Below are 18,861 nucleotides of genomic sequence, written 5' to 3'. Positions count from 1 at the left end.
GAGAAAATGAATTCTTGGAATTGCGTAGCAAACCTCAGAATTCATAAGAGAGGGGGCCTGCCTTCTCTTTTACAAGTGAAATTGCCGTTGAGCATTATGCGTGATTTGTAATTTTTCCCCTCTCTTGCAAAAACTAAGGACTTGGCAGGCCAAGCCCAAGTTTTCGCTTTCTCTCCCTCCCTCTCGGCGATTGCTACGCAATACGCCTGCCGGGCAGCGCAGAGGGGAGAGATCGGGCGCGGTGTTCGCCCCACACCTTCGTCATTCCTGTGCTTGTCACAGGAATCCATGGCGCTAAAGTCTCAGGATGAAGCGCAAAGGTTACGTCTACATTCTTGCATCAAGGAAAAATGGCACGCTCTATACAGGTGTGACAAGCGATCTCGCACGACGGCTTCTTGAACATGAACACGGGATTGGATCACAATTTACCGCGAAATATAATGTTAAACGTCTGGTTTGGTATGAGGAATATGAGCTCGTTACCACCGCGATCACGCGTGAGAAAACGATCAAGAAGTGGCCACGTCAATGGAAAATCAACGCCATTGAAGAAATCAATCCGGATTTGGACAATCTAAAGTCTTGGCTTCTTTGAAGACCATGCCAATCGCCAACATCCCGCTATGGATTCCTGTGACAAGCACAGGAATGACGGAGGGTGGTGTGTGCTTTGGTAGCTTATTGTTGAAATGCTCTAAGCTTCGCCCCACACTGTCGTCATCCTAGGCCTTGAGCCTAGGATCCATTTCGTGAAGGTGGAGTATATTTTCTTAGAGGTTTATTACGAGTGATCTTACTGATACATTCGTCTCCATATACTCGCTTAAGTACACTGATGTACTCGGGTTCTACGGCATTAATATATGCTAGTTCACCTGTTAATTTATCCAATGCCAAGCGATCTAATTGACCTAACTTAAACTTGTGCACTTTCGATCTTATCAAGCGTTTTTTGTCACGTCCGATTGTAACTCTTCCGTCATTCGCCAGCGTCAAGCCTGTCACAATTCTGCGATGCTTGGCTGTGATTTTAGCAGTTTTTTTAGCGTTCAATTTTAAGGTTGGAAATTGTATTTCCTGAATACACTCGCGGAGGGCGCGAGGTACCGCATTTAAGTATCCGGTCTTAGGTGCTGAAAAGGTGAGATCATCGGCATAACGCGTATACTTGACTTCATCGCCCGCTAACTTCTCTGAAATTTTTTTATCGAAATCGAACATAAGAATATTGGATAATATTGGCGATGTTGGTGCACCAATTGAGAGGCGTAAAGTTCGTTCCCCGTGAGCGCGGCGAAACAAAATTTTAGTACATAAATGCAAATCGGCTGTACTTAAGTTTACTTGGTTGTGATCGCAGTACTTACGCCAATCTGAACTTGTTATTGAAGGAAAGAAATCGGAAAAATCATATTTTTGTATAGGCTGTGAACCAGCGTGCTGATCCGCATTTACTCTAATAGAACTACCCTTGACATAAGCTTTAGCAGCCTCATGAATTGGAAAATCGTGAAGAAGCACTTCTATCAGCGCTCTCTGAATAATTTTTAGTTGCTTAGAGGGCTGAGCGATTATCCGCGTTCCGCCTGTCTTTTTTGGAATCGAAAATACTTTGTAGCTTTCTGGAGCTGAATTAATAATCACTTGTAGCGTGGATGCTGAAATTCCAGTTTCTAAAACTAAATCTCGAATGATTTTACTCATAACTAGAAATCTCCGCCTCTGCTTTAGCAATTATCCTAAAGCGCTCATTATCTGCCTTCTTATAGTGATCTCTAATCAAGGGTTGTATTTGAGTGTGGGAAAATGTGGCACCCTTTTTAAATGGAAAGCTTACGGCCTTTTTTTCTAGTTTTGGAACATAATAATTCTCACCTGGTCCGCGAACTTGATCAATCCAGCCTACCATCTGCGCACATAAAGAAAGATCAGATGCACGGTTAACAAAATTCTCCTCGACTTTAAACTCTTCAAGTAAAAGCTGTATTTCATGAATTGTCAGTGCACCATAAAATTGAATTAGTCCGCAGATAAGCCGTATGACATGACCAACTTTTTGGGGGTTGAAGGAGCTTCTTTCAAATAATTTATCTACCTGAGGTAATCTTCTATTGATTGCTGAATCAACCATAATAACAAACTCTTTTTGATCCAAATTAGTTAGGTCTGCGACATGGTTATTTATGGGAGTGTTCAGATCATTTGTTTGCATCACACAAATATGAGATTCTGAGTATTTGCGTACCAGTGACCGGAAAGGTCCTAGTTTAATATAGGAGTTATCCGAATGATTTATATCATCAACAAAGATCAATAATCGATCAGCAATTGCATCGTTGGACGAAAAGGTGCCAAGTTCCGTTGCACTACCAAAGCTCTCACAAAACAAAACTACTAGCTTTGAAATTGAGGCAATTTCGATCTCAAAACTCAATAAATCTTCGTAGTTGCCATTGGGGAAGTGTGGTTTCAACTGTTCTGCAATAAGAATGTGTGCATCCTTATGCTTCGATTTATGGAGCGTTTTTAGGAAAGCATCGCGATACGATATACATGAAGTCGACTTCACATCTTCTGGGCCGCCGCACACAAAAAATGAAAGATTGGGATCGTGGATATGAATATTATTCATATCCACGAGATCGTAAATCTCAGGTATGTCTGAGCTTTGGTGCACTTACCTAAGGCTCCAAGGAGCGAAGGAACTTAGACAGCGGAGCGTGAAGGATAAGTTCCTTCGCTCCTTGGAGCCGCCCAAGAAAAGTCCAATTTTAGAAAGTCTGGCGAAGCACCAGACAAGGCCAGAGGCCATTCGCGTAAGTACCATTATTTTAAGCAACCATTTCGTTAGGTCAACTACAGTCTCAACGATTTTGAACCGTTTTAAAATATTTGTTGCTACCTTTTCACAAGATATGACATTTATCGCATCACTCATCTGGTCCCCATTCATAAAAAATCTGGACCTAAACCTTTCGCTTGTTTTAGCATGATGCTCATGTATCAATTTTCGCTCCGCAGCCAAGCCTGCGGTCACGGGAGACTTACGCATGAACAAGCCAACAAATATCAATGATTACACATCCGTCGTCGAGGCTGATAAAGCCCATATCTGGCATCATTTAAGCCAGCACAAGAAGTTCGAGACTGTCGACCCGCTGATGATCATCGAGGGCAAAGGCCTGCGCGTGTGGAACCAGGCGGGGCGCGAGCATCTGGATGCGGTGTCGGGCGGTGTATGGACCGTCAATGTGGGCTACGGGCGCGAGACAATTGCCGATGCGGTGCGCGACCAGCTTGTGAAAATGAATTTCTTTGGCGGCACAACCGGCTCTATTCCTGGCGCAACTTTCGCCGAAATGCTGATCGACAAAATGCCGGGCATGAGCCGCGTTTATTATTCCAATTCCGGCTCCGAGGCGAACGAGAAAGCCTATAAATTCGTGCGCCAGATCGCGCATCAGAAATATGGCGGCAAAAAGCATAAAATCCTTTACCGCGAGCGCGATTATCACGGCACTACCATCACCGCTCTATCATCAGGCGGGCAGGACGAGCGCCGCGATCTTTACGGTCCTTATACGCCGGGCTTTATTCCCGTGCCGCATTGTCTTGAATACCGTTCGCAGTGGGGCGATGTGGATGATTACGGCATCCGCGCGGCCAGTGCGATTGAAGAAGTGATTCTGCGCGAGGGCGCGGACACGGTGGGCGGGCTTATCCTTGAGCCGGTGACAGCAGGCGGCGGCGTGATTGTGCCACCGCAAGGATATTGGGACCGCGTGCAGGAAATCTGCAAGAAATATGATGTGCTTTTGATCATCGACGAAGTGGTCTGCGGCATGGGCCGCACGGGCACTTGGTTCGGCTATCAGCAATATGGCGTCAAGCCGGACATTGTGACGATGGCGAAGGGCGTTGCCTCCGGCTATGCGGCGATCTCCTGTACGGTGACCACCGAAGAGGTGTTTAACGAGTTTAAATCCAATGCCGACGAACCGCTGAACTATTTCCGCGATATTTCCACCTTTGGCGGCTGCACGGCCGGTCCGGCGGCGGCGATCGAGAATATGCGTATTCTGGAAGACGAGAACCTCTTGGAAAACACCACCAAGATGGGCGAATATATGCTGGAGCAGCTTGAAGTGCTGAAAGGCAAGCATCAGCTGATTGGCGATGTGCGTGGCAAGGGGCTGTTCCTTGGCGCGGAACTTGTAACCGACCGTGACACCAAGGAACCGGTGCCGGAAAGCGTGGCGCAGGCCGTTGTTGCCGATTGTATGAAGGAAAATGCGGTGATTATCGGCGCGACGAACCGTTCGCTCAAAGGCTTTAACAATACGCTGTGCTTCTCGCCCGCTTTGATCGCATCCAAATCGGATATTGACGAGATCATCCACGCGGTGGACGGCGCGCTGACGCGGGTTGTAGGCGCGTAAGTGCAACGGGCGTAATGTGACAGACTTTCCGCCTTCGCTATGGTTCGATACGGCCAATGACGCGCCGCAGGTGCCGCCGCTTGGCGATGATTTAAGCTGCGATGTGGTGATTGTCGGGGCCGGATTTACGGGGCTCACCGCAGCGCTGACTTTGGCAGAGGCGGGCATCTCCTGCGCGGTGCTGGATTCCGAAGCGCCCGGATGGGGCGCTTCCGGGCGTAATGGCGGGCAGGTCAATCCGCTTTTGCCGGTGCATTCGCCCGACTATGTTTACCGCATGATCGGGCAGGGCGCAGGCGAACGGCTGGTGCAGGCGGCTTTGGCATCGGCCGATGATATTTTTGCGATGGTGAAGAAATATCGCATTGATTGCGAAGCGCGGCAAAACGGCTGGATACGTACCGCGCATTTCAAAGGCGCGGCAATCAAATTCGAAAAGCAATGCGAAAGCTGGCGGCGTGCGGGCGCTGATATCAGCGTTCTTGAGACGGGCGATTTGCACGAACGGCTGGGATCAACCGCCTATGAAATGGGGGCATTTATGCCTGCGGGCGGATGTGTGCAGCCTTTGTCTTATGCGCGCGGACTTTTAAAAGCGGCGCTTGGCGCCGGTGTCAAAGTGTTCGGTGAAAGCCGTGTGACGTCACTTGAAAAATCAGGCGATGACTGGATTGCAAAAACAGCACAGGGCAGCGTCCGCGCGTCCAAAGTGGTGCTGGCGACTAATGGCTATACGGACAATCTGTGGCCGGGGCTGAAAGAAAGCGTGGTGCCCGTTATCAGTATTCAAATGGCAACGGAAATCGTGCCTGAAGAGATACGCAAATCCATGCTGAAAAATGGCGAAACATTCGCCGATTCACGCCGCACGATTTATTATGGCCGTTTTGATGTTGCTGGGCGTTTTTTGCTCGGCAGCCTGGGCCAGAGTGACAGCTTCAAGGATGGGCCGCAATATCAACGTGTTGCGCGTGAGACGGTGACATTGTTTCCGCAGCTTGAAGGCATCAAGTGGACGCATCGCTGGGGCGGACGCATTGCCGTGACGCGCGATTTCATGCCGCATCTGCACAGTCCCGCAGAAGGCGTGCTGGCGGGGCTTGGCTATAACGGGCGCGGCGTTGCGATGAGCGGTGTTGTCGGGCGTGCGATGGCGGCGCATATTCTGGGCGCACGTGAGGATGAACTGGCGCTGCCGGTGACAAAAATCAGCGGCTATCCGTTCCACCGTTTTCACGGGATCGGCGTTCGTGCCGCGATGCACTGGTATAATCTTCGCGATAATATGGAGCGCATGCTTTAGAGCGTATCTGCTTTTCCTGACATGCTTTAAGGTTTTCCGCCGAGGATATAACCGCTTAAATGCTCTCCGAACGTTTTATATCCGTCCGGTCCTGCATGGAAACCGTCACGGGCAAAGCCCGCGACATCCTCAATGGGGATTGGTTCGGAATATATTGCGCCGCGCTCGGCGCATAATTGCTTGCCCTTGGCATTAATTAAGTCAGCGCGGTAACTGAGCACTTTGGCGAGCCCGTTCGGCAATGCGGGAAATTTGGTCATGTCGGCAACCGGTGTCCAGATGATTTTTGCTCCTGGAAAGCGTGTGCGCACCGCATAAAGCAGTGTGCCGAAATTCTTCTTGAATGTCGGGATTGCGTGAAAATTCTTCATGTCATTGGTGCCGACGGCGATAACCACATGGGTAAAATCGCGTTCCTCAATATGGGGCAGAATATAATCACGCACTTGATCCGCGGTGGCCGAATTGCCGCCTGCCGAGCGCCATGCAACGCTTTTGTTGGTCTTGTCATGCACGGCTTTTGCAATGTTGAAAGTCAGCGTATGTTCCAGCTTGTCCATGCCCACACTGGCAACAGTGCTGTCACCGAGGGTCAATATTTTATAAGCAGGATTACCGTCACCCAACTGGCCGCTATGGGGCAAGTAAGCAGGAAGCAGGCGCTCGATGCGTCTGCGCAATTGTATGCCCTGCCACGCATAGACCGGAAACATAAGCCAGCTTAGAAGAGATGATCGGGTGTTCGACATGGGTAGATCCGGCGCGCTGTTTGGTATCCTGCTTCATAAAGCAAAAAGCCCGCATCAATGCTACGGGCGTTTCGTCTCAGTTTTATATAGGACGTGTTTTAAACTTTTTCAGTCACGAGGCGAAAAGCAACATAGGCTAAAAATCCGCCAATTGCCGCTTCAATCCAGCGCCGTGCCTTGTCATAGGCAAGACGGAACGGAAACGAGGACAGCAGCAAGGCGTAAAGGCCGTGGCCGCCAAGTGAGACTGTGAAAGCCGTTGCGACAAACAGCATAATGACCGGTACAGGCGCGCCATTGGTTGCGCCGACTGTTGCGATCGCCATCCAGAAGACAATCGCCTTTGGATTGGTGATCTGTATCGAGAACCCTTTGATAAAGGCAGCGTATAAATTGGTTTTGCTGCTGACATCAGCCACTTTTACCTGCGGCGGCGCAATTGCTTTTCGCCACGCCTGATATGCCAGCCACAGCAGATAGGCAGCGCCGATAAAGCGCAGCACTGTGGACAGCCACGCCACCTGTTCCATCACCAAGCCGAGGCCCAAAATGGTGGCGGTTGCGATCATGCTGGAGCCGAGCGCGATGCCAAGCGAAGCAATTATTGCCGCAAGCCGCCCCTGCGATAATGCGAGCCCCAAAATAAGGGCGACGCTTGGGCCGGGGGATGCGACTGCCACGGCCTGAATTGAAAAAGCGGCGATAAAGCCGGGCAAAAAGGGAAGAAACCAGTCCATTGATACGCCTGTCTGTTTGAGAACACCGAAGCATCGGTGCTCTCAACCCTAGCGTAGAATCAGGCTGCTTTGGAAGCCGAATAAATGCTGTCGATTGTTTCAGCCAATGCGCCGTCAAAATCAGCATCGGCTTGCTGCGCCGACAGGCCTTCTGTCAATGCGCGCGAGAAGCTCGCAATCATACCGACGTTAAGGCTCAGCAAGCTGTTTGCCTCGCTGCGCGAATAACCGCCTGAAAGAGCGACAACGCGCATGACACGCGGATCACTGATCAGCGGGCGATAGATATTTGCTTTGGTCGGCAATGAAAGCTTGAGCATGACCTGCTGGCCAAGCGGCACGCTATCAAGCTGCTTGCTAATCTGCTCAAGGAGAATGTCTTCAGCTTCGGCTTTATCGGCAATCGAGATTGTGATTTCCGGCTCAATGATCGGAACCAGACCATGATCAAGAATCTGACGTCCGATTTCAAATTGCTGGGCGACATTGGCCGCGATGCCGGTTTCATTGGCCGCATTGATGACAGAGCGCATTTTGGTGCCGAAAACATTCTTGGTTTTGGCGCGTTTGAGGAGGTCGCTCAAGCCGTCCATCGGCTTCATCAATTGAGCGCCGTTTTCTTCTGCCATCAAGCCTTTGTCGACTTTCAGAAACGGGACAACATCACAGTCCTGCCAAAGGTAATCGGCGGTTGGTTTGCCATCGACATCGCCGTCCATTGTGCGCTCGAACAAAATAGCGCCGATGACTTTGTTGCCGTTAAAAGCCGGAGACTTAACGATGCGGCTGCGCATCTGGTGAATGAGCGAAAACATTTCGTCTTCATTCTTGTAAGCCGTTTCCTCAATGCCGTAGAGCTTGAGTGCTTTGGGGGTGGAGCCGCCGGACTGGTCAAGCGCGGCGATAAAACCATCGTTTTTGGCGATTTTCTGGGCCATCAAATTATCAGACATGCGATTTTCCCTATCGTGGCGTCAACATTATGTGTGCTCAAATCGAGCTGTTGGAACGCCATAACAGTGCATTTCAAAAATTTAAACAGGCTTTAAAATTCTTAAAACGATTAAATTTTATTCAATCGTTTTAAGTGGTTAGATTTTTTCAAGTAAGGTTAAGGCCAGAGTAAACTGTCCACAATGAATGCGCGTTTTGTCTCCATTTTCAGGTGCCAGAACGCGCATTACGCGAACAGCTTCAGCCATTCACATGGGTCTTAACTATTTAACTGCTTGACTAAATAACCAAATGGTTAAATAAAGAGGTATGAATGAAGACACAAAACTTGACGCTGCGTTTTCTGCTTTGGCGCATCCTGCGCGCCGCGCCATTCTCGCACGGTTGGCGCAGGGAGCCGCGACGGTTAACGTTCTTGCCGAGCCGCTTGATATGAGTTTGCCGGCGGTTTCCAAACATATCCGTGTTTTGGAAAACGCTGGCCTGATTTCGCGTGGCAAGGACGCACAGTTCAGACCCTGCACGCTGAATGCGCAAACACTTGAAACAGTAGCCAATTGGACTGACCAATATCGCTACATATGGGAAGCCCGCTTTGATGCGATGGACAATATTCTTGGATCAATGAAAGGAAATAAGGATGAGTGAACAGCAGCAATGGGTGAAAATAACCCGTGTTCTTGATGCATCCATAGAAGATGTTTGGAGCATGTGGACTGATCCGGAGCTTTTCAAAAAATGGTATGGTCCGAAAGGAATGACAGTGCCCGTTGCAGACATGGATTTGGTTGTCGGCGGGACTAGGAAAGTATGCATGGAGATGGTCACACCTGATCGCACAATGTCCATGTGGTTTATCGGCGTTTATAAGGAAATCGAAAAACCAAGCCGCCTTGTTTATACCGAAAGCATGTGTGAAGAGGATGGTACAATCATACCTCCACAAGCAATGGGAATGCCGGAGGGGCATCCTGATATTACTGAAGTCATCGTTGAGCTCAGTGAAGCCAATGGCAAAACCGCTATGACTATGGTCCACATTGGTGTTCCTGTGGGAACAGCTGGGGAAGGCGGTTGGAATCAGGCGTTTGATAAATTGGCAGAACTTGTGACTACGTAGGAAAGCTTACCTTGCGGCTCTTTCCCATGCACTGGAACATGGAGATAGGGCAAGCCAAATACCGCGCTGAAGTTTCCGATCATCTGCCTTTCGTGGCCAGTTTTTCAATTGGCCGCGACAGGGATTAAGAGTTTTAAGCCGGTTGACGATAGAACCAAAAGCTTAGCCCAGCGCTTTAACGCCGGGCAGTTCCTTGCCCTCCATCCATTCAAGAAATGCGCCGCCGGCTGTCGAAATATAAGAAAAATCGTTTGCGACACCCGCCTGATTCAGCGCGGAAACCGTATCACCGCCACCGGCTACAGATATCAGACGGCCGGATTTGGTCAGCTCTGCTGCCGCTTTGGCCGTGGTCATAGTCGCAGTGTCAAATGGCGGCATTTCAAACACACCGAACGGGCCGTTCCAGATCAGGGTGTTCAGCTTGTCAAACTCGGCAATGACATTTTTTATCGCTTCGTCACCGGCATCAAGCGACATCTGGTCATCGCGCAGTTTGGTTTCGCTGTTGAGAGCGATGCTTTCGGTTGGCACATTGGCGGCAAATTCTGTTGTCACGCGGCCATCAACGGGCAACACGATCCGGCACCCGCTTTTTTCAGCCGCAGCCATAATTGCCTTTGCCTTGTCGTGCATTTCGGCTTCCTGAAGGGAGGCACCCATTTCAGCGCCATTGGCCGCGATGAATGTGTTGGCCATGCCGCCGCCGATAATCAGCACATCAAGCTTACCGACAAGGTTTTCCAGCAGGTCGATTTTGGTGGATACCTTCGCCCCGCCAACCACGGCACCCAATGGGCGCTTTGGATCGCCAAGCGCTTTATCCAGCGCGTTCAATTCGGCTTCCATCGTGCGGCCGGCATAAGCAGGCAGCAAATGGGCAAGCCCTTCGGTTGACGCATGGGCGCGGTGAGCGGCCGAAAAAGCATCATTGATGTAAATATCGCCGTTTTCAGCCAGCGCCTTGGCAAAATCGGGATCGTTCTTTTCTTCACCGGCGTGAAAGCGCGTGTTCTCAAGCAGCACAATGTCGCCGCTGGTCATTTCGGCGACTTCTTTGGCGGCTTCCTCGCCAATGCAATCGTCGGCAAAATCAACACGGTGATCCAGCACTTCTTCCAATGCCTGTGCAATCGGGCGCAGGCTCATTTCCTCGACGACTTGCCCTTTTGGACGGCCAAAGTGGGCAAGCAGAACAACTTTTACGCCCTTGCCGGACAGTTCTTCAATGGTCGGCGCGACGCGTTGAAGGCGCGTTTTATCCGATACGGCACCGTCGACAATCGGCACATTCAAATCGACGCGAACGAGCGCGCGTTTTCCGGCAATATCTTCTGGAAGATCGTCGAGTGTTTTGAAGGTCATTTCCTGTCCGTCATCTGTTTGAGTGGGTTGTGCCAGCTATAATCATGCAATGCCTTTCCGGCAATGGCATCAGAACATCGAGTCGCCACGTTCGTTGATATAGGCTACTTCATCGGGTGTTGAGGCACGGCCAAGGGCGGCATTGCGCTTGGGAAAGCGGCCAAAGCGCTCAATCACCTTGGTGTGGCCTACCTGATATTCATAGGCCTCATCGCCCAGCTTGCGGAAGAGGTTGAGCCCTTCGTTCTGGATTACCAAACTTTCAGCATGCATATAAGGCATATAGAGGAATTGCTGTTCCTGCTGGTTAAGCTTCATATCGAGACCTTGCGAGACAGTTTCCTGCGCAAGCGCCAATGCCAAAGGATCGTTTTTGAAAGCATCGGCGTGACCGCGATAAAGTTGGCGCGAAAACTGGTCGAGGACGATAATTTCCGCCAGACGCCCTTGCGGTGTGTCGCGCCATTCAAACAATTCGCAGCGCTCGGCTTTTTTCAAGGTCAGCATAAACCGGCTGGAGACTTTTGCATCAAATTCCGCCTTGCCGCCAAACCAGTCCTTGCCGTCATGTTCTTTAAACCAGAAATCGAGAAGGGCTTGTGCATCCGAATTAATTGCAATGTCTTCGGGCTTCATAAGTCATCTCCATCAAAATCATCATCGCGGCGGTTTGCACCGCCAATCCAGTGGGTGCCGCGCTCGCGCGAGCCGGGCATTTGGCGCTGTGCTGCTCTACGCACTAGCCACGAGACAAGCAGCATTGCAAGCGCCAGAGCGACCGCAATGATGATAAAAAGGAGAGGGCCATTTTGCATGGCCTATTCATAGATAGTTTATTCGGCAGGCTCAACTGTAGACTGCGTGTTGCGCAGGTGCATGAACACGCCTTCTATCGCGCCAGCCAGATATGAAACCAGCAACACGCCAACATAGGTTGAGTGTTCAAGCAGTTCCGCGCGGTCTCCCACGACGACATCGAAAACCGCAAAACCGAAGAACACGATAATAGATGCGGCGATTGCGCGGTCATTCAAGCGGATGGCGCCGGGTTGGTTCTTGGCGATCTTGTAAAGTGCCCATAGGAACATGCATGCAACGGCTGCCTCAACGATCCCTGCAAACATGAGGGTTGCCCAGACACTGTCCGGTCCATAGCCCAGACGGTCGAAATACATGGTGAACTTTTCTACACGGTGGTTGCCATACCAGACAATAAATCCGAGATCCTGACGGGCAAAGATCTTGTCCAGTGCATTCATCATCCAGAACATGGCCCAATAACCGGCGATAACGGTGATGATAGGTCTGTTTAGTAGATGTTTCATGGCTTTCCCCGCTCTTGATGGCGTGGGTTCTAGCGCAAGATTTTTGATTTTTCGTTCACGGGTAGGGTTAATAAAAGCCGCTCATCTGTCGTGAGCGGCGTCTTTATTTAGATCAGTGGTCAGGTGTCAGGATGGCCCTTTGACTGTTTTGCATCATCGCAAATTTCGTACCAGTCAGGCTTTTCATCAACAAATTCATGAAAGCTGTTTTTAATCTCCAGCCCGCTATCAAGCGTATTGGCGGCGATAGGGAAACTGTCCATATCTGATAAAATCTCGCCAAGAGATGTGCCGCATATCGTGCAAAAGCTCCTTTCATATTTGTAGGGTTCTTCTGGCTGAAACATTTTTACATGTTCCTTTCCCTCAACCCATTTCAAATCTTCTTTTTTGACAAATACGATCGTGCTCGCACCGACTTTCCGGCATCTTGAACAATGGCATGTGCCCATCATTGACGGCTGTTTCAACAATTCGAACTTCACTGTTCCGCAGCAGCAACTTCCTTTGATCATCGGATAATCCCGGTTCTTGAATGTGATTCTTAAAAAGAACAATACGTGAACAAAGGGTATAATGCAATTCTGCTCTGGCCTTAGCCAGTTTCGGGTTGGTGAGGGTTTCAGTTGATTTTTGACTTGAAGTTTACTCGAGCTTGGGCGCGATATTCATAAAAATAAAAAGCCGCTCATATGCCAGAACGCCATCGAGGCTATACAGCCTCGAGCCGCTTTGTTACTTTGCGCAAGATTCAAGCCAAACATCTGAATTATCTTTGGGCGAACATTCCCCCGAAAGCAGTTTGCTTATTCTGTCAATGCGTTGTTGAAGCGCCGCATCATCCTTGCCGAGGTTATATTTTGCCGGCGCGATCAGCACTGCAACGAGGCTGAGAAATTGCTCATCCTCAACCTCATGCGGTTGCTGTCCATAAATTGTCTGGCTTGCTTTATGAAAGCCCGTCATCCAGCCGTTGGGCCCTTTTCCCATCTCGACCGTGTCTAGCCAAAGCGCCAATATTTGATCTTTGCTTAACTGGCTCTCAAGGCCAAGTGCGTATCCGGTCTGTCTGATTTTGCCGATACCGGGCTTGAATTTTTCAAAGCCGACACGCTTGGCGAGCGACTGGGTTATGGTTGTAATACCGGCTCCCGGCGTCATCATATCAACACCGCTGTGCTGTTCAAACTTTGGATCCTGAACCATGAGAATTTGGCGATATCTAACATTGCCCAATGCGTCGCCACCGCTGCCTTTACTTATCAAGCTGTTTGCCCGCTGTTGTAAATTGTCAGCATCGCGAACAGCATCAAAATAGCCAACGGCGGCATAACTCAAAGCTGCAACAATAAGCAAAGTAACGAAAGTTGCCGTGAGTTTAAGCGCTATTTTCATTAGTCAAATATTCCAAATTAATACGGGAGAGGAAGGCTTAGAATGACAGATAGACCTTTTAGGGGCCAAACAACGGCGAATTGAGGCACTTTACAGAGCACATAAATACAGGGAAACTACGCATTTATTCGATAACAAAAAAGCCGCCTGATTGCTCAAGCGGCTTTAAAAATTCAGATATAGGTTGGATTAGATCAGCTTACCCATTGCAATGGCTGTGTCGCCCATGCGGTTGGAGAAGCCCCATTCATTGTCATACCAAGTCAGGATAGACACCATGTTGCCATCCATCACGGATGTTTTTTCCGCATGGAAAATCGATGAATGCGGGTCATGGTTGAAGTCGGAAGACACAAGCTGTTCTTCGGTGTAACCCAAGATGCCTTTTAGCGCGCCTTCGGAAGCTTTCTTGATGACCGCGTTTACCTCTTCAACGCTGGTGTCGCGCTTTGCCAAGAACTTCAAATCAACCAGCGATACATTCGGTGTTGGCACACGTACGGAAATGCCGTCCAGCTTGCCGTTCAATTCCGGCAAAACAAGGCCGACAGCTTTTGCGGCGCCGGTGGATGTCGGGATCATGGACAATGCCGCCGCACGGCCGCGGTAAAGATCCTTGTGCATCGTATCAAGCGTCGGCTGATCGCCTGTATAGGAGTGGATGGTCGTCATCATGCCTTTTTCGATGCCGATCTCATTGTTGAGAACATAGGCGACCGGTGACAGGCAGTTGGTTGTGCATGAAGCGTTGGAAACGATCAGGTCGTCTTTTGTCAGCGCGTCATGGTTGACGCCGTAAACGATGGTTTTGTCGGCACCGGAAGCAGGCGCTGAAACTAGAACCCGCTTTGCGCCGGCATCAAGGTGCATGGAGGCTTTTTCTTTTGATGTGAAAATGCCGGTACATTCCATAACGACATCGATATCCAAATCCTTCCAAGGAAGGTTTTTCGGATCGCGTTCGGCCAGAACTTTAAAGCTTTCATTGCCGACTTTGATTGTGTCGCCTTCGACAATGATTTCACCCGGAAAACGGCCATGAACAGAGTCATAGCGCATCAAATGCGCATTGGTCTCGACAGGGCCAAGATCATTAATGGCAACAATATCAATGTCTGTGCGGCCGGATTCATAGATCGCGCGCGCAACATTGCGTCCGATGCGACCAAAACCATTGATGGCAATTCGAAGTTTCTTGGACATAAAGCCTCCATAAGTGTGGGAGTCACGTATGGTGGCGACACCACCATTTCAGGAATTCAATCGATTAGTATACTTAGTCGCAAGAAAAGCCAACTGCCACGCGGCAATAATCTTGTCTTCAAATCAATTTTTGGGGGAGGCAAAGGCAACCGGAACATTCAGGGATGCTCCGGCTGCAAAGTCAGTTATCAGGCTTCGTCTTTGTGCAGTTTTGCTTCTGCCGCAGCGACGACCGCTTCTGCTGTAATGCCGAAATGTTGGTACAGATCCTTGATTGGCGCGGATGCACCAAAGCTGTCCATACCGATAAAATCGCCATCCCAACCGATAAAGCGGTCCCAGCTCATGCGGACAGCCGCTTCAACCGCAATACGGACCTGTGCTTCACCCAGAATCGCTTTTTGATAATCCGGTGACTGCTTTTCAAACAGTTCCATACACGGCACGGAAATGACCCGTGTCGGGTGGCCGTTTGCTTCAAGCTTTTCACGTGCCGCCAGAGCGATTTCGACTTCAGAGCCTGAGGCAAAGAGCGTGACGACCGCATCATCGGACGCTGTTGCCAGTTCATAAGCGCCATAGGCGCACATGTTTTCCTGACTGTATTCCTTGCGAACCGCAGGCAGGCCCTGGCGGGTGAGCGCCAGTGTGGACGGTGTTTTTTCGCTTTCCAGTGCAAGCTGCCAGCATTCTGCTGTTTCTGTCACATCAGCAGGGCGGAACACATTGTGGTTCGGGATAGCGCGCAGCGACGCCAATTGTTCAACCGGCTGGTGGGTCGGACCATCTTCGCCAAGGCCAATGGAGTCGTGTGTCATGACGAAAATATTGCGGATTTCCATCAGCGATGCGAGACGCATGGATGGACGGCAATAATCGGAGAAGATCAAAAACGCGCCGCCATAAGGAATGATGCCGCCATGCAGCGCCATGCCGTTCATTGCAGCGGCCATGCCGTGTTCACGGATGCCGTAATAGACATAACGACCGGAAAAATCGTCCGGCGTGATCGGGGCCATTTGGTCAGTCTTGGTATTGTTTGACCCTGTCAAATCAGCCGAACCGCCAATGGTTTCAGGCAAGGCGGCGTTAATGACATTAAGCGCCATTTCAGAAGCTTTGCGGGTGGCCACTTTTGGCAAATCTTTGACAAGCTGCTTTTTATAGTCGGCAATTGCCGAGACAAAACCGGTTGGCAATTCACCGCGCATACGGCGTTCAAACTCGGCCTTTTGGCTGGATTCCTCAAGACGCTTTTTCCAATTGATACGCTCTTTGGCAGCGTTAAGACCGACCAGACGCCAGTCATCCAGAATTTCCGAAGGAACTTCAAACGGCTCGGCTGACCAGCCCAAAGCTGCGCGTGTGCCTGCAATTTCTTCCGGTCCGAGAGGCGAGCCGTGAGCGCTGTTTGTGCCGGCTTTCGTCGGTGCACCAAAGCCGATTGTTGTCGAGCAGGCGATCATGGTCGGCTTGTCGGATGATTTTGCTTTTTCAATCGCCGCGGCAATCGCGTCCGGATCGTGGCCGTCTACTGCGTCAGTTGCCCAGCCGGATGCCTCAAAGCGGGCACGCTGGTCGGTTGAATCTGATAGTGAAACCGCGCCGTCGATGGTGATTTTGTTATCGTCCCACAGCACAATCAATTTGTTGAGCTTGAGGTGACCGGCCAGCGAAATGGCTTCCTGGCTGATACCTTCCATAAGGCAGCCATCGCCAACCAGCGCATAGGTGTAATGATCGACAAGATCGCCGGTAAACTCGTCGGCAAGCTTGCGTTCTGCCATTGCCATGCCCACGGCATTGGCAACGCCCTGACCCAGCGGGCCGGTTGTAGTTTCGATACCGGCAGCGTGGCCATATTCCGGGTGACCGGCTGTTTTCGCGCCGAGTTGACGGAAGTTCTTGATTTCGTCAATCGTGATGTCTTCATAGCCTGTCAGATAGAGCAGGGAATAAAGCAGCATCGAGCCGTGACCGGCAGAAAGCACGAAACGGTCGCGATCGGCCCATTTCGGCGTTGTCGGATCAAATTTCAAAAACTTTGAAAACAGGACGGTTGCAATATCGGCTGCGCCCATCGGTAATCCCGGGTGTCCGGAATTGGCTGCCTGTACAGCATCCATAGACAAAAAGCGGATTGCGTTGGCCATCCGATCATGTTTTTCACGTGTCATATTTTAGATCCATTTTCACTGGGACGGCAATTCTGATGTGCCTTAAAAATTCCTGCGTGACATAGCAGGTGGGCGGTTTGAGTCAACAAATGCGTGTTGCAACGCATCATTTTGGCTGTGAAGACTTATTGTCGGCTTGTCGTTGTAGAGCCACAAAAATTGTTGATCAAGCCAATGATTGCTTGAAATCGTCGCCAATCAAAGGCTAGTTGAAGTTCTGTGTTATGGGACCATGCTAAGGCCTTATTGCCATTCAACAAACATCGGTGCCCAGAGCCGACTATCTGCCGGATTTACGGCGAAAGGATATGATCGTTCGACAATGGCTGCGCCTCAAACATTAACCCAGGCACTCAACCGCTTGGACAAAGCTTTGGCAAAACTGGAAGATGCGGTGGACCGCACTGTCGAAGTGCGCGCCGAATTCAAAGACGCCGAAGAAGAAGTGCAGCGCCTGAACTCTGACCGCGCACGGCTTGCCGGTGAGCTTGATACGTCAGAAGGGCGCGCTGAACGGCTTGAGGAAGTCAACAAGGAAGTTTCGCGGCGTCTGGTGACGGCGATGGAAACCATCCGTGCGGTATTGGATAAGTAATGGCACAGGTCAACGTAACAATTGATGGCAAAAGCTACCGTATGGCCTGCGATCCGGGGCAGGAAGAACATCTGGAAGCGCTGGCGGCCAAGTTCGATAAATATGTCGGCCATTTGAAATCATCCTTCGGCGAAATTGGCGACCAGCGCCTGACTGTTATGGCCGGTATTATGGTGATGGATGAACTCACCGAACTGCAAAAGCGCGTCAAAGGCATCGAGACCGAAATGGAATCGCTGCGCCGCACCCGCGACGATGCTTTAAGCAAAGCCGACAAGCGCGATGAAACGCTCGTGGACCGATTGACACAGGCTGCCGACAAGATCGACGATATCGCGGGAAAGCTGGGGTAGGGGGGAGTTTTTACTCTGACCGTTAATTTCTATTTAGCGGATCAATTGCCAACGTGTTCTTTAGGTTTAATAAACGCAAATGCAGCATTTCGATAGATCTCAATAGTTCGCCTTAAGTATAACGATCAAGTCTAAAGAAATCTCCCATATCGGTTGCAAAATATTCATCACGCGCTCCCCAAACTTCTTTAGGTGCTGAACTACTTGCATTGGGGTTATGGACAACACATATCGGCCATTCACAACCACAAGCGGCATCGAGGCCAGCGTTTGTACCTATTATGGCGCTAACTCTATTATAGTTTTGATCGAGAAAATTACCCGTGTTTATTTCGGCTCCTGTCGATGGTTTAATAATTGCCGGTCGATGTTGGTGATTAATATCAGATACCTCCATTGTTTCACGGTCGATCACGACCTGGTTTGGACCGATGGGGAACACTGCTTCAACAGCCATAGGAAATTGGGAAATACCTAAGTAGGTTAGCAACCCCATGCCTAGTTGGGATGAGCTAATAGCTACCACATAAGCGTCATTTTCCTTAACTATGCCTTTTTGAATGTAGCCGGCTTTGCTGTTGGTGCCTATGAGCTTATCGTTTTTCTCTTTGAGAACAGAGGTCCAACGCAATAGCATTTGCTCATGCGGGATGCTTGAGACGTGTGGTCCATCATCCAACTCAAATGGATTTAACCACTGTTGAGATAAACCTACTGGTGTGGGGCAAACAGCTTCAACCCAGATACGTTGTCCGTCCTGCTCAAAGAGGAAATCCGGTCCCGCATCCTCTGATTTAATATCAAAGCCTAAATTTTTTAGGTGCCGTGCAAGTACCATTTCCCAAACGCGAGAATGAAAGCGGTTAGGATCATTATCAGTTAAACTTTGATCAAATGTGCTATCTTTAACACCCCAACTAGAAAAGTCGTTATATAGACTTATCAGACCTTCACAAACTTTGTTGTTATCAGGATACTTTTGTTTCAAAAAATCTGCGACATCAGTCAAAGAAAACTCCTCACCGTTGGACCTCTGAAATACTCTGTATGGTTTAGATTTCGATCATGTCTTTTCATATCAACTCAAGTATTTACAGTGCAATATCCGGAATTATATTCATTCGATTATGTTGCAAGCTTCTT

General features: G+C 49.8%; 21 protein-coding genes. 7 read left to right on the top strand and 14 right to left on the bottom strand.

What is annotated here, in order from left to right:
• Positions 1-307: 307 nt before the first annotated feature.
• Positions 308-598 (top strand): GIY-YIG nuclease family protein, encoded by a 291-nt coding sequence (locus SU32_RS10695; protein ID WP_053999355.1) that lies wholly within the window; start codon positions 308-310, stop codon positions 596-598.
• Between the two features lie 140 nt (positions 599-738).
• Here SU32_RS10695 and SU32_RS10690 read toward each other — a convergent pair whose 3' ends face one another.
• Together SU32_RS10690 and SU32_RS10685 are read right to left on the bottom strand one after the other, a co-directional pair.
• Positions 739-1,707 carry a retron St85 family RNA-directed DNA polymerase gene (locus tag SU32_RS10690; RefSeq protein WP_053999354.1) on the bottom strand — a complete coding sequence of 323 codons (969 nt, stop codon included), beginning with the start codon at positions 1,705-1,707 and terminating at the stop codon, positions 739-741.
• A complete protein-coding gene (locus SU32_RS10685) occupies positions 1,700-2,635 on the bottom strand; it encodes a retron St85 family effector protein (protein WP_144421102.1) in 936 nt (311 codons plus the stop codon). Before SU32_RS10685 ends, SU32_RS10690 begins: the two co-directional genes overlap by 8 nt.
• Before the next feature lie 418 nt (positions 2,636-3,053).
• Between SU32_RS10685 and SU32_RS10675 the strand changes: the two genes are divergently transcribed.
• Together SU32_RS10675 and SU32_RS10670 are read left to right on the top strand one after the other, a co-directional pair.
• Positions 3,054-4,442, top strand: a complete 1,389-nt coding sequence (locus SU32_RS10675; protein WP_053999351.1) for an aminotransferase family protein — start codon at positions 3,054-3,056, stop codon at positions 4,440-4,442.
• Positions 4,443-4,458: 16 nt separating this feature from the next.
• Positions 4,459-5,745, top strand: coding sequence for an NAD(P)/FAD-dependent oxidoreductase (locus tag SU32_RS10670; protein ID WP_053999350.1), 1,287 nt, complete (start codon positions 4,459-4,461; stop codon positions 5,743-5,745).
• A gap of 26 nt (positions 5,746-5,771) precedes the next feature.
• Here the strand turns inward: SU32_RS10670 and SU32_RS10665 are convergent, their stop codons facing one another.
• The 3 genes from SU32_RS10665 to SU32_RS10655 form a co-directional block, all read right to left on the bottom strand.
• Positions 5,772-6,494 carry an SGNH/GDSL hydrolase family protein gene (locus SU32_RS10665; RefSeq protein ID WP_053999349.1) on the bottom strand — a complete coding sequence of 241 codons (723 nt, stop codon included), beginning with the start codon at positions 6,492-6,494 and terminating at the stop codon, positions 5,772-5,774.
• Between the two features lie 98 nt (positions 6,495-6,592).
• Complete coding sequence (locus SU32_RS10660; protein WP_053999348.1) at positions 6,593-7,231, bottom strand: LysE family translocator; 639 nt, start codon at positions 7,229-7,231, stop codon at positions 6,593-6,595.
• A gap of 59 nt (positions 7,232-7,290) precedes the next feature.
• Positions 7,291-8,184 carry a fructose bisphosphate aldolase gene (locus tag SU32_RS10655; RefSeq protein ID WP_053999347.1) on the bottom strand — a complete coding sequence of 298 codons (894 nt, stop codon included), beginning with the start codon at positions 8,182-8,184 and terminating at the stop codon, positions 7,291-7,293.
• 310 nt (positions 8,185-8,494) lie between these two features.
• Between SU32_RS10655 and SU32_RS10650 the strand changes: the two genes are divergently transcribed.
• Complete coding sequence (locus SU32_RS10650) at positions 8,495-8,833, top strand: ArsR/SmtB family transcription factor (RefSeq protein ID WP_053999346.1); 339 nt, start codon at positions 8,495-8,497, stop codon at positions 8,831-8,833.
• Positions 8,826-9,305 (top strand): SRPBCC family protein, encoded by a 480-nt coding sequence (locus SU32_RS10645; RefSeq protein WP_053999345.1) that lies wholly within the window; start codon positions 8,826-8,828, stop codon positions 9,303-9,305. Before SU32_RS10650 ends, SU32_RS10645 begins: the two co-directional genes overlap by 8 nt.
• A 162-nt stretch (positions 9,306-9,467) precedes the next feature.
• On the opposite strand, the gene SU32_RS10640 is transcribed toward SU32_RS10645, so the two are convergent.
• From SU32_RS10640 to tkt, 8 genes are all read right to left on the bottom strand, one after another.
• Complete coding sequence (locus tag SU32_RS10640; protein WP_053999344.1) at positions 9,468-10,670, bottom strand: phosphoglycerate kinase; 1,203 nt, start codon at positions 10,668-10,670, stop codon at positions 9,468-9,470.
• Between the two features lie 69 nt (positions 10,671-10,739).
• A complete protein-coding gene (locus tag SU32_RS10635) occupies positions 10,740-11,306 on the bottom strand; it encodes a DUF924 family protein (protein ID WP_053999343.1) in 567 nt (188 codons plus the stop codon).
• Entirely contained in the window at positions 11,303-11,485 is a 183-nt protein-coding gene (locus SU32_RS10630; RefSeq protein WP_053999342.1) for a hypothetical protein, read from the bottom strand. The genes SU32_RS10635 and SU32_RS10630 overlap by 4 nt, the downstream gene beginning before the upstream one ends.
• 18 nt (positions 11,486-11,503) lie before the next feature.
• A complete protein-coding gene (locus tag SU32_RS10625; protein WP_053999341.1) occupies positions 11,504-11,995 on the bottom strand; it encodes a hypothetical protein in 492 nt (163 codons plus the stop codon).
• Positions 11,996-12,114: 119 nt separating this feature from the next.
• Positions 12,115-12,510: a GFA family protein gene (locus SU32_RS10620; RefSeq protein ID WP_053999363.1), complete on the bottom strand. Its 396-nt coding sequence runs from the start codon at positions 12,508-12,510 to the stop codon at positions 12,115-12,117.
• A 220-nt stretch (positions 12,511-12,730) separates the two neighbouring features.
• The gene (locus SU32_RS10615) at positions 12,731-13,390 is read right to left on the bottom strand and encodes a transglycosylase domain-containing protein (RefSeq protein WP_053999340.1); all 660 of its coding nucleotides are present in this window, start codon (positions 13,388-13,390) and stop codon (positions 12,731-12,733) included.
• A 189-nt stretch (positions 13,391-13,579) separates the two neighbouring features.
• A complete protein-coding gene (gap, locus tag SU32_RS10610; protein WP_053999339.1) occupies positions 13,580-14,593 on the bottom strand; it encodes a type I glyceraldehyde-3-phosphate dehydrogenase in 1,014 nt (337 codons plus the stop codon).
• Between the two features lie 188 nt (positions 14,594-14,781).
• Positions 14,782-16,770 carry a transketolase gene (tkt, locus tag SU32_RS10605; RefSeq protein ID WP_053999338.1) on the bottom strand — a complete coding sequence of 663 codons (1,989 nt, stop codon included), beginning with the start codon at positions 16,768-16,770 and terminating at the stop codon, positions 14,782-14,784.
• Between the two features lie 322 nt (positions 16,771-17,092).
• Here tkt and SU32_RS10600 point away from each other — a divergent pair, with 322 nt between their 5' ends.
• Both SU32_RS10600 and SU32_RS10595 read left to right on the top strand, forming a co-directional pair.
• Positions 17,093-17,365, top strand: coding sequence for a DUF4164 domain-containing protein (locus SU32_RS10600; RefSeq protein ID WP_053999337.1), 273 nt, complete (start codon positions 17,093-17,095; stop codon positions 17,363-17,365).
• Complete coding sequence (locus SU32_RS10595; protein ID WP_053999336.1) at positions 17,365-17,718, top strand: cell division protein ZapA; 354 nt, start codon at positions 17,365-17,367, stop codon at positions 17,716-17,718. The genes SU32_RS10600 and SU32_RS10595 overlap by 1 nt, the downstream gene beginning before the upstream one ends.
• A gap of 112 nt (positions 17,719-17,830) precedes the next feature.
• Here SU32_RS10595 and SU32_RS10590 read toward each other — a convergent pair whose 3' ends face one another.
• Positions 17,831-18,727: a hypothetical protein gene (locus SU32_RS10590; protein ID WP_053999335.1), complete on the bottom strand. Its 897-nt coding sequence runs from the start codon at positions 18,725-18,727 to the stop codon at positions 17,831-17,833.
• Between the last annotated feature and the right edge of the window lie 134 nt (positions 18,728-18,861).

Source organism: Ahrensia marina (genome assembly GCF_001293565.1).
Taxonomy (GTDB): Bacteria; Pseudomonadota; Alphaproteobacteria; order Rhizobiales; family Rhizobiaceae; genus Ahrensia; species Ahrensia marina.
This window is presented reverse-complemented; position numbering and strand designations above follow the sequence as displayed.

What these genes read in the sequence shown, in the direction of transcription:
- SU32_RS10695 (WP_053999355.1), top strand. Translation starts at nt 308, where the DNA reads ATGAAGCGCAAAGGTTACGTCTACATTCTTGCATCAAGGAAAAATGGC.
- SU32_RS10690 (WP_053999354.1), bottom strand. Translation starts at nt 1,707, where the DNA reads ATGAGTAAAATCATTCGAGATTTAGTTTTAGAAACTGGAATTTCAGCA.
- SU32_RS10685 (WP_144421102.1), bottom strand. Translation starts at nt 2,635, where the DNA reads ATGAATAATATTCATATCCACGATCCCAATCTTTCATTTTTTGTGTGC.
- SU32_RS10675 (WP_053999351.1), top strand. Translation starts at nt 3,054, where the DNA reads ATGAACAAGCCAACAAATATCAATGATTACACATCCGTCGTCGAGGCT.
- SU32_RS10665 (WP_053999349.1), bottom strand. Translation starts at nt 6,494, where the DNA reads ATGTCGAACACCCGATCATCTCTTCTAAGCTGGCTTATGTTTCCGGTC.
- SU32_RS10660 (WP_053999348.1), bottom strand. Translation starts at nt 7,231, where the DNA reads ATGGACTGGTTTCTTCCCTTTTTGCCCGGCTTTATCGCCGCTTTTTCA.
- SU32_RS10655 (WP_053999347.1), bottom strand. Translation starts at nt 8,184, where the DNA reads ATGTCTGATAATTTGATGGCCCAGAAAATCGCCAAAAACGATGGTTTT.
- SU32_RS10650 (WP_053999346.1), top strand. Translation starts at nt 8,495, where the DNA reads ATGAATGAAGACACAAAACTTGACGCTGCGTTTTCTGCTTTGGCGCAT.
- SU32_RS10645 (WP_053999345.1), top strand. Translation starts at nt 8,826, where the DNA reads ATGAGTGAACAGCAGCAATGGGTGAAAATAACCCGTGTTCTTGATGCA.
- SU32_RS10640 (WP_053999344.1), bottom strand. Translation starts at nt 10,670, where the DNA reads ATGACCTTCAAAACACTCGACGATCTTCCAGAAGATATTGCCGGAAAA.
- SU32_RS10635 (WP_053999343.1), bottom strand. Translation starts at nt 11,306, where the DNA reads ATGAAGCCCGAAGACATTGCAATTAATTCGGATGCACAAGCCCTTCTC.
- SU32_RS10630 (WP_053999342.1), bottom strand. Translation starts at nt 11,485, where the DNA reads ATGCAAAATGGCCCTCTCCTTTTTATCATCATTGCGGTCGCTCTGGCG.
- SU32_RS10625 (WP_053999341.1), bottom strand. Translation starts at nt 11,995, where the DNA reads ATGAAACATCTACTAAACAGACCTATCATCACCGTTATCGCCGGTTAT.
- SU32_RS10620 (WP_053999363.1), bottom strand. Translation starts at nt 12,510, where the DNA reads ATGATCAAAGGAAGTTGCTGCTGCGGAACAGTGAAGTTCGAATTGTTG.
- SU32_RS10615 (WP_053999340.1), bottom strand. Translation starts at nt 13,390, where the DNA reads ATGAAAATAGCGCTTAAACTCACGGCAACTTTCGTTACTTTGCTTATT.
- gap (WP_053999339.1), bottom strand. Translation starts at nt 14,593, where the DNA reads ATGTCCAAGAAACTTCGAATTGCCATCAATGGTTTTGGTCGCATCGGA.
- tkt (WP_053999338.1), bottom strand. Translation starts at nt 16,770, where the DNA reads ATGACACGTGAAAAACATGATCGGATGGCCAACGCAATCCGCTTTTTG.
- SU32_RS10600 (WP_053999337.1), top strand. Translation starts at nt 17,093, where the DNA reads ATGGCTGCGCCTCAAACATTAACCCAGGCACTCAACCGCTTGGACAAA.
- SU32_RS10595 (WP_053999336.1), top strand. Translation starts at nt 17,365, where the DNA reads ATGGCACAGGTCAACGTAACAATTGATGGCAAAAGCTACCGTATGGCC.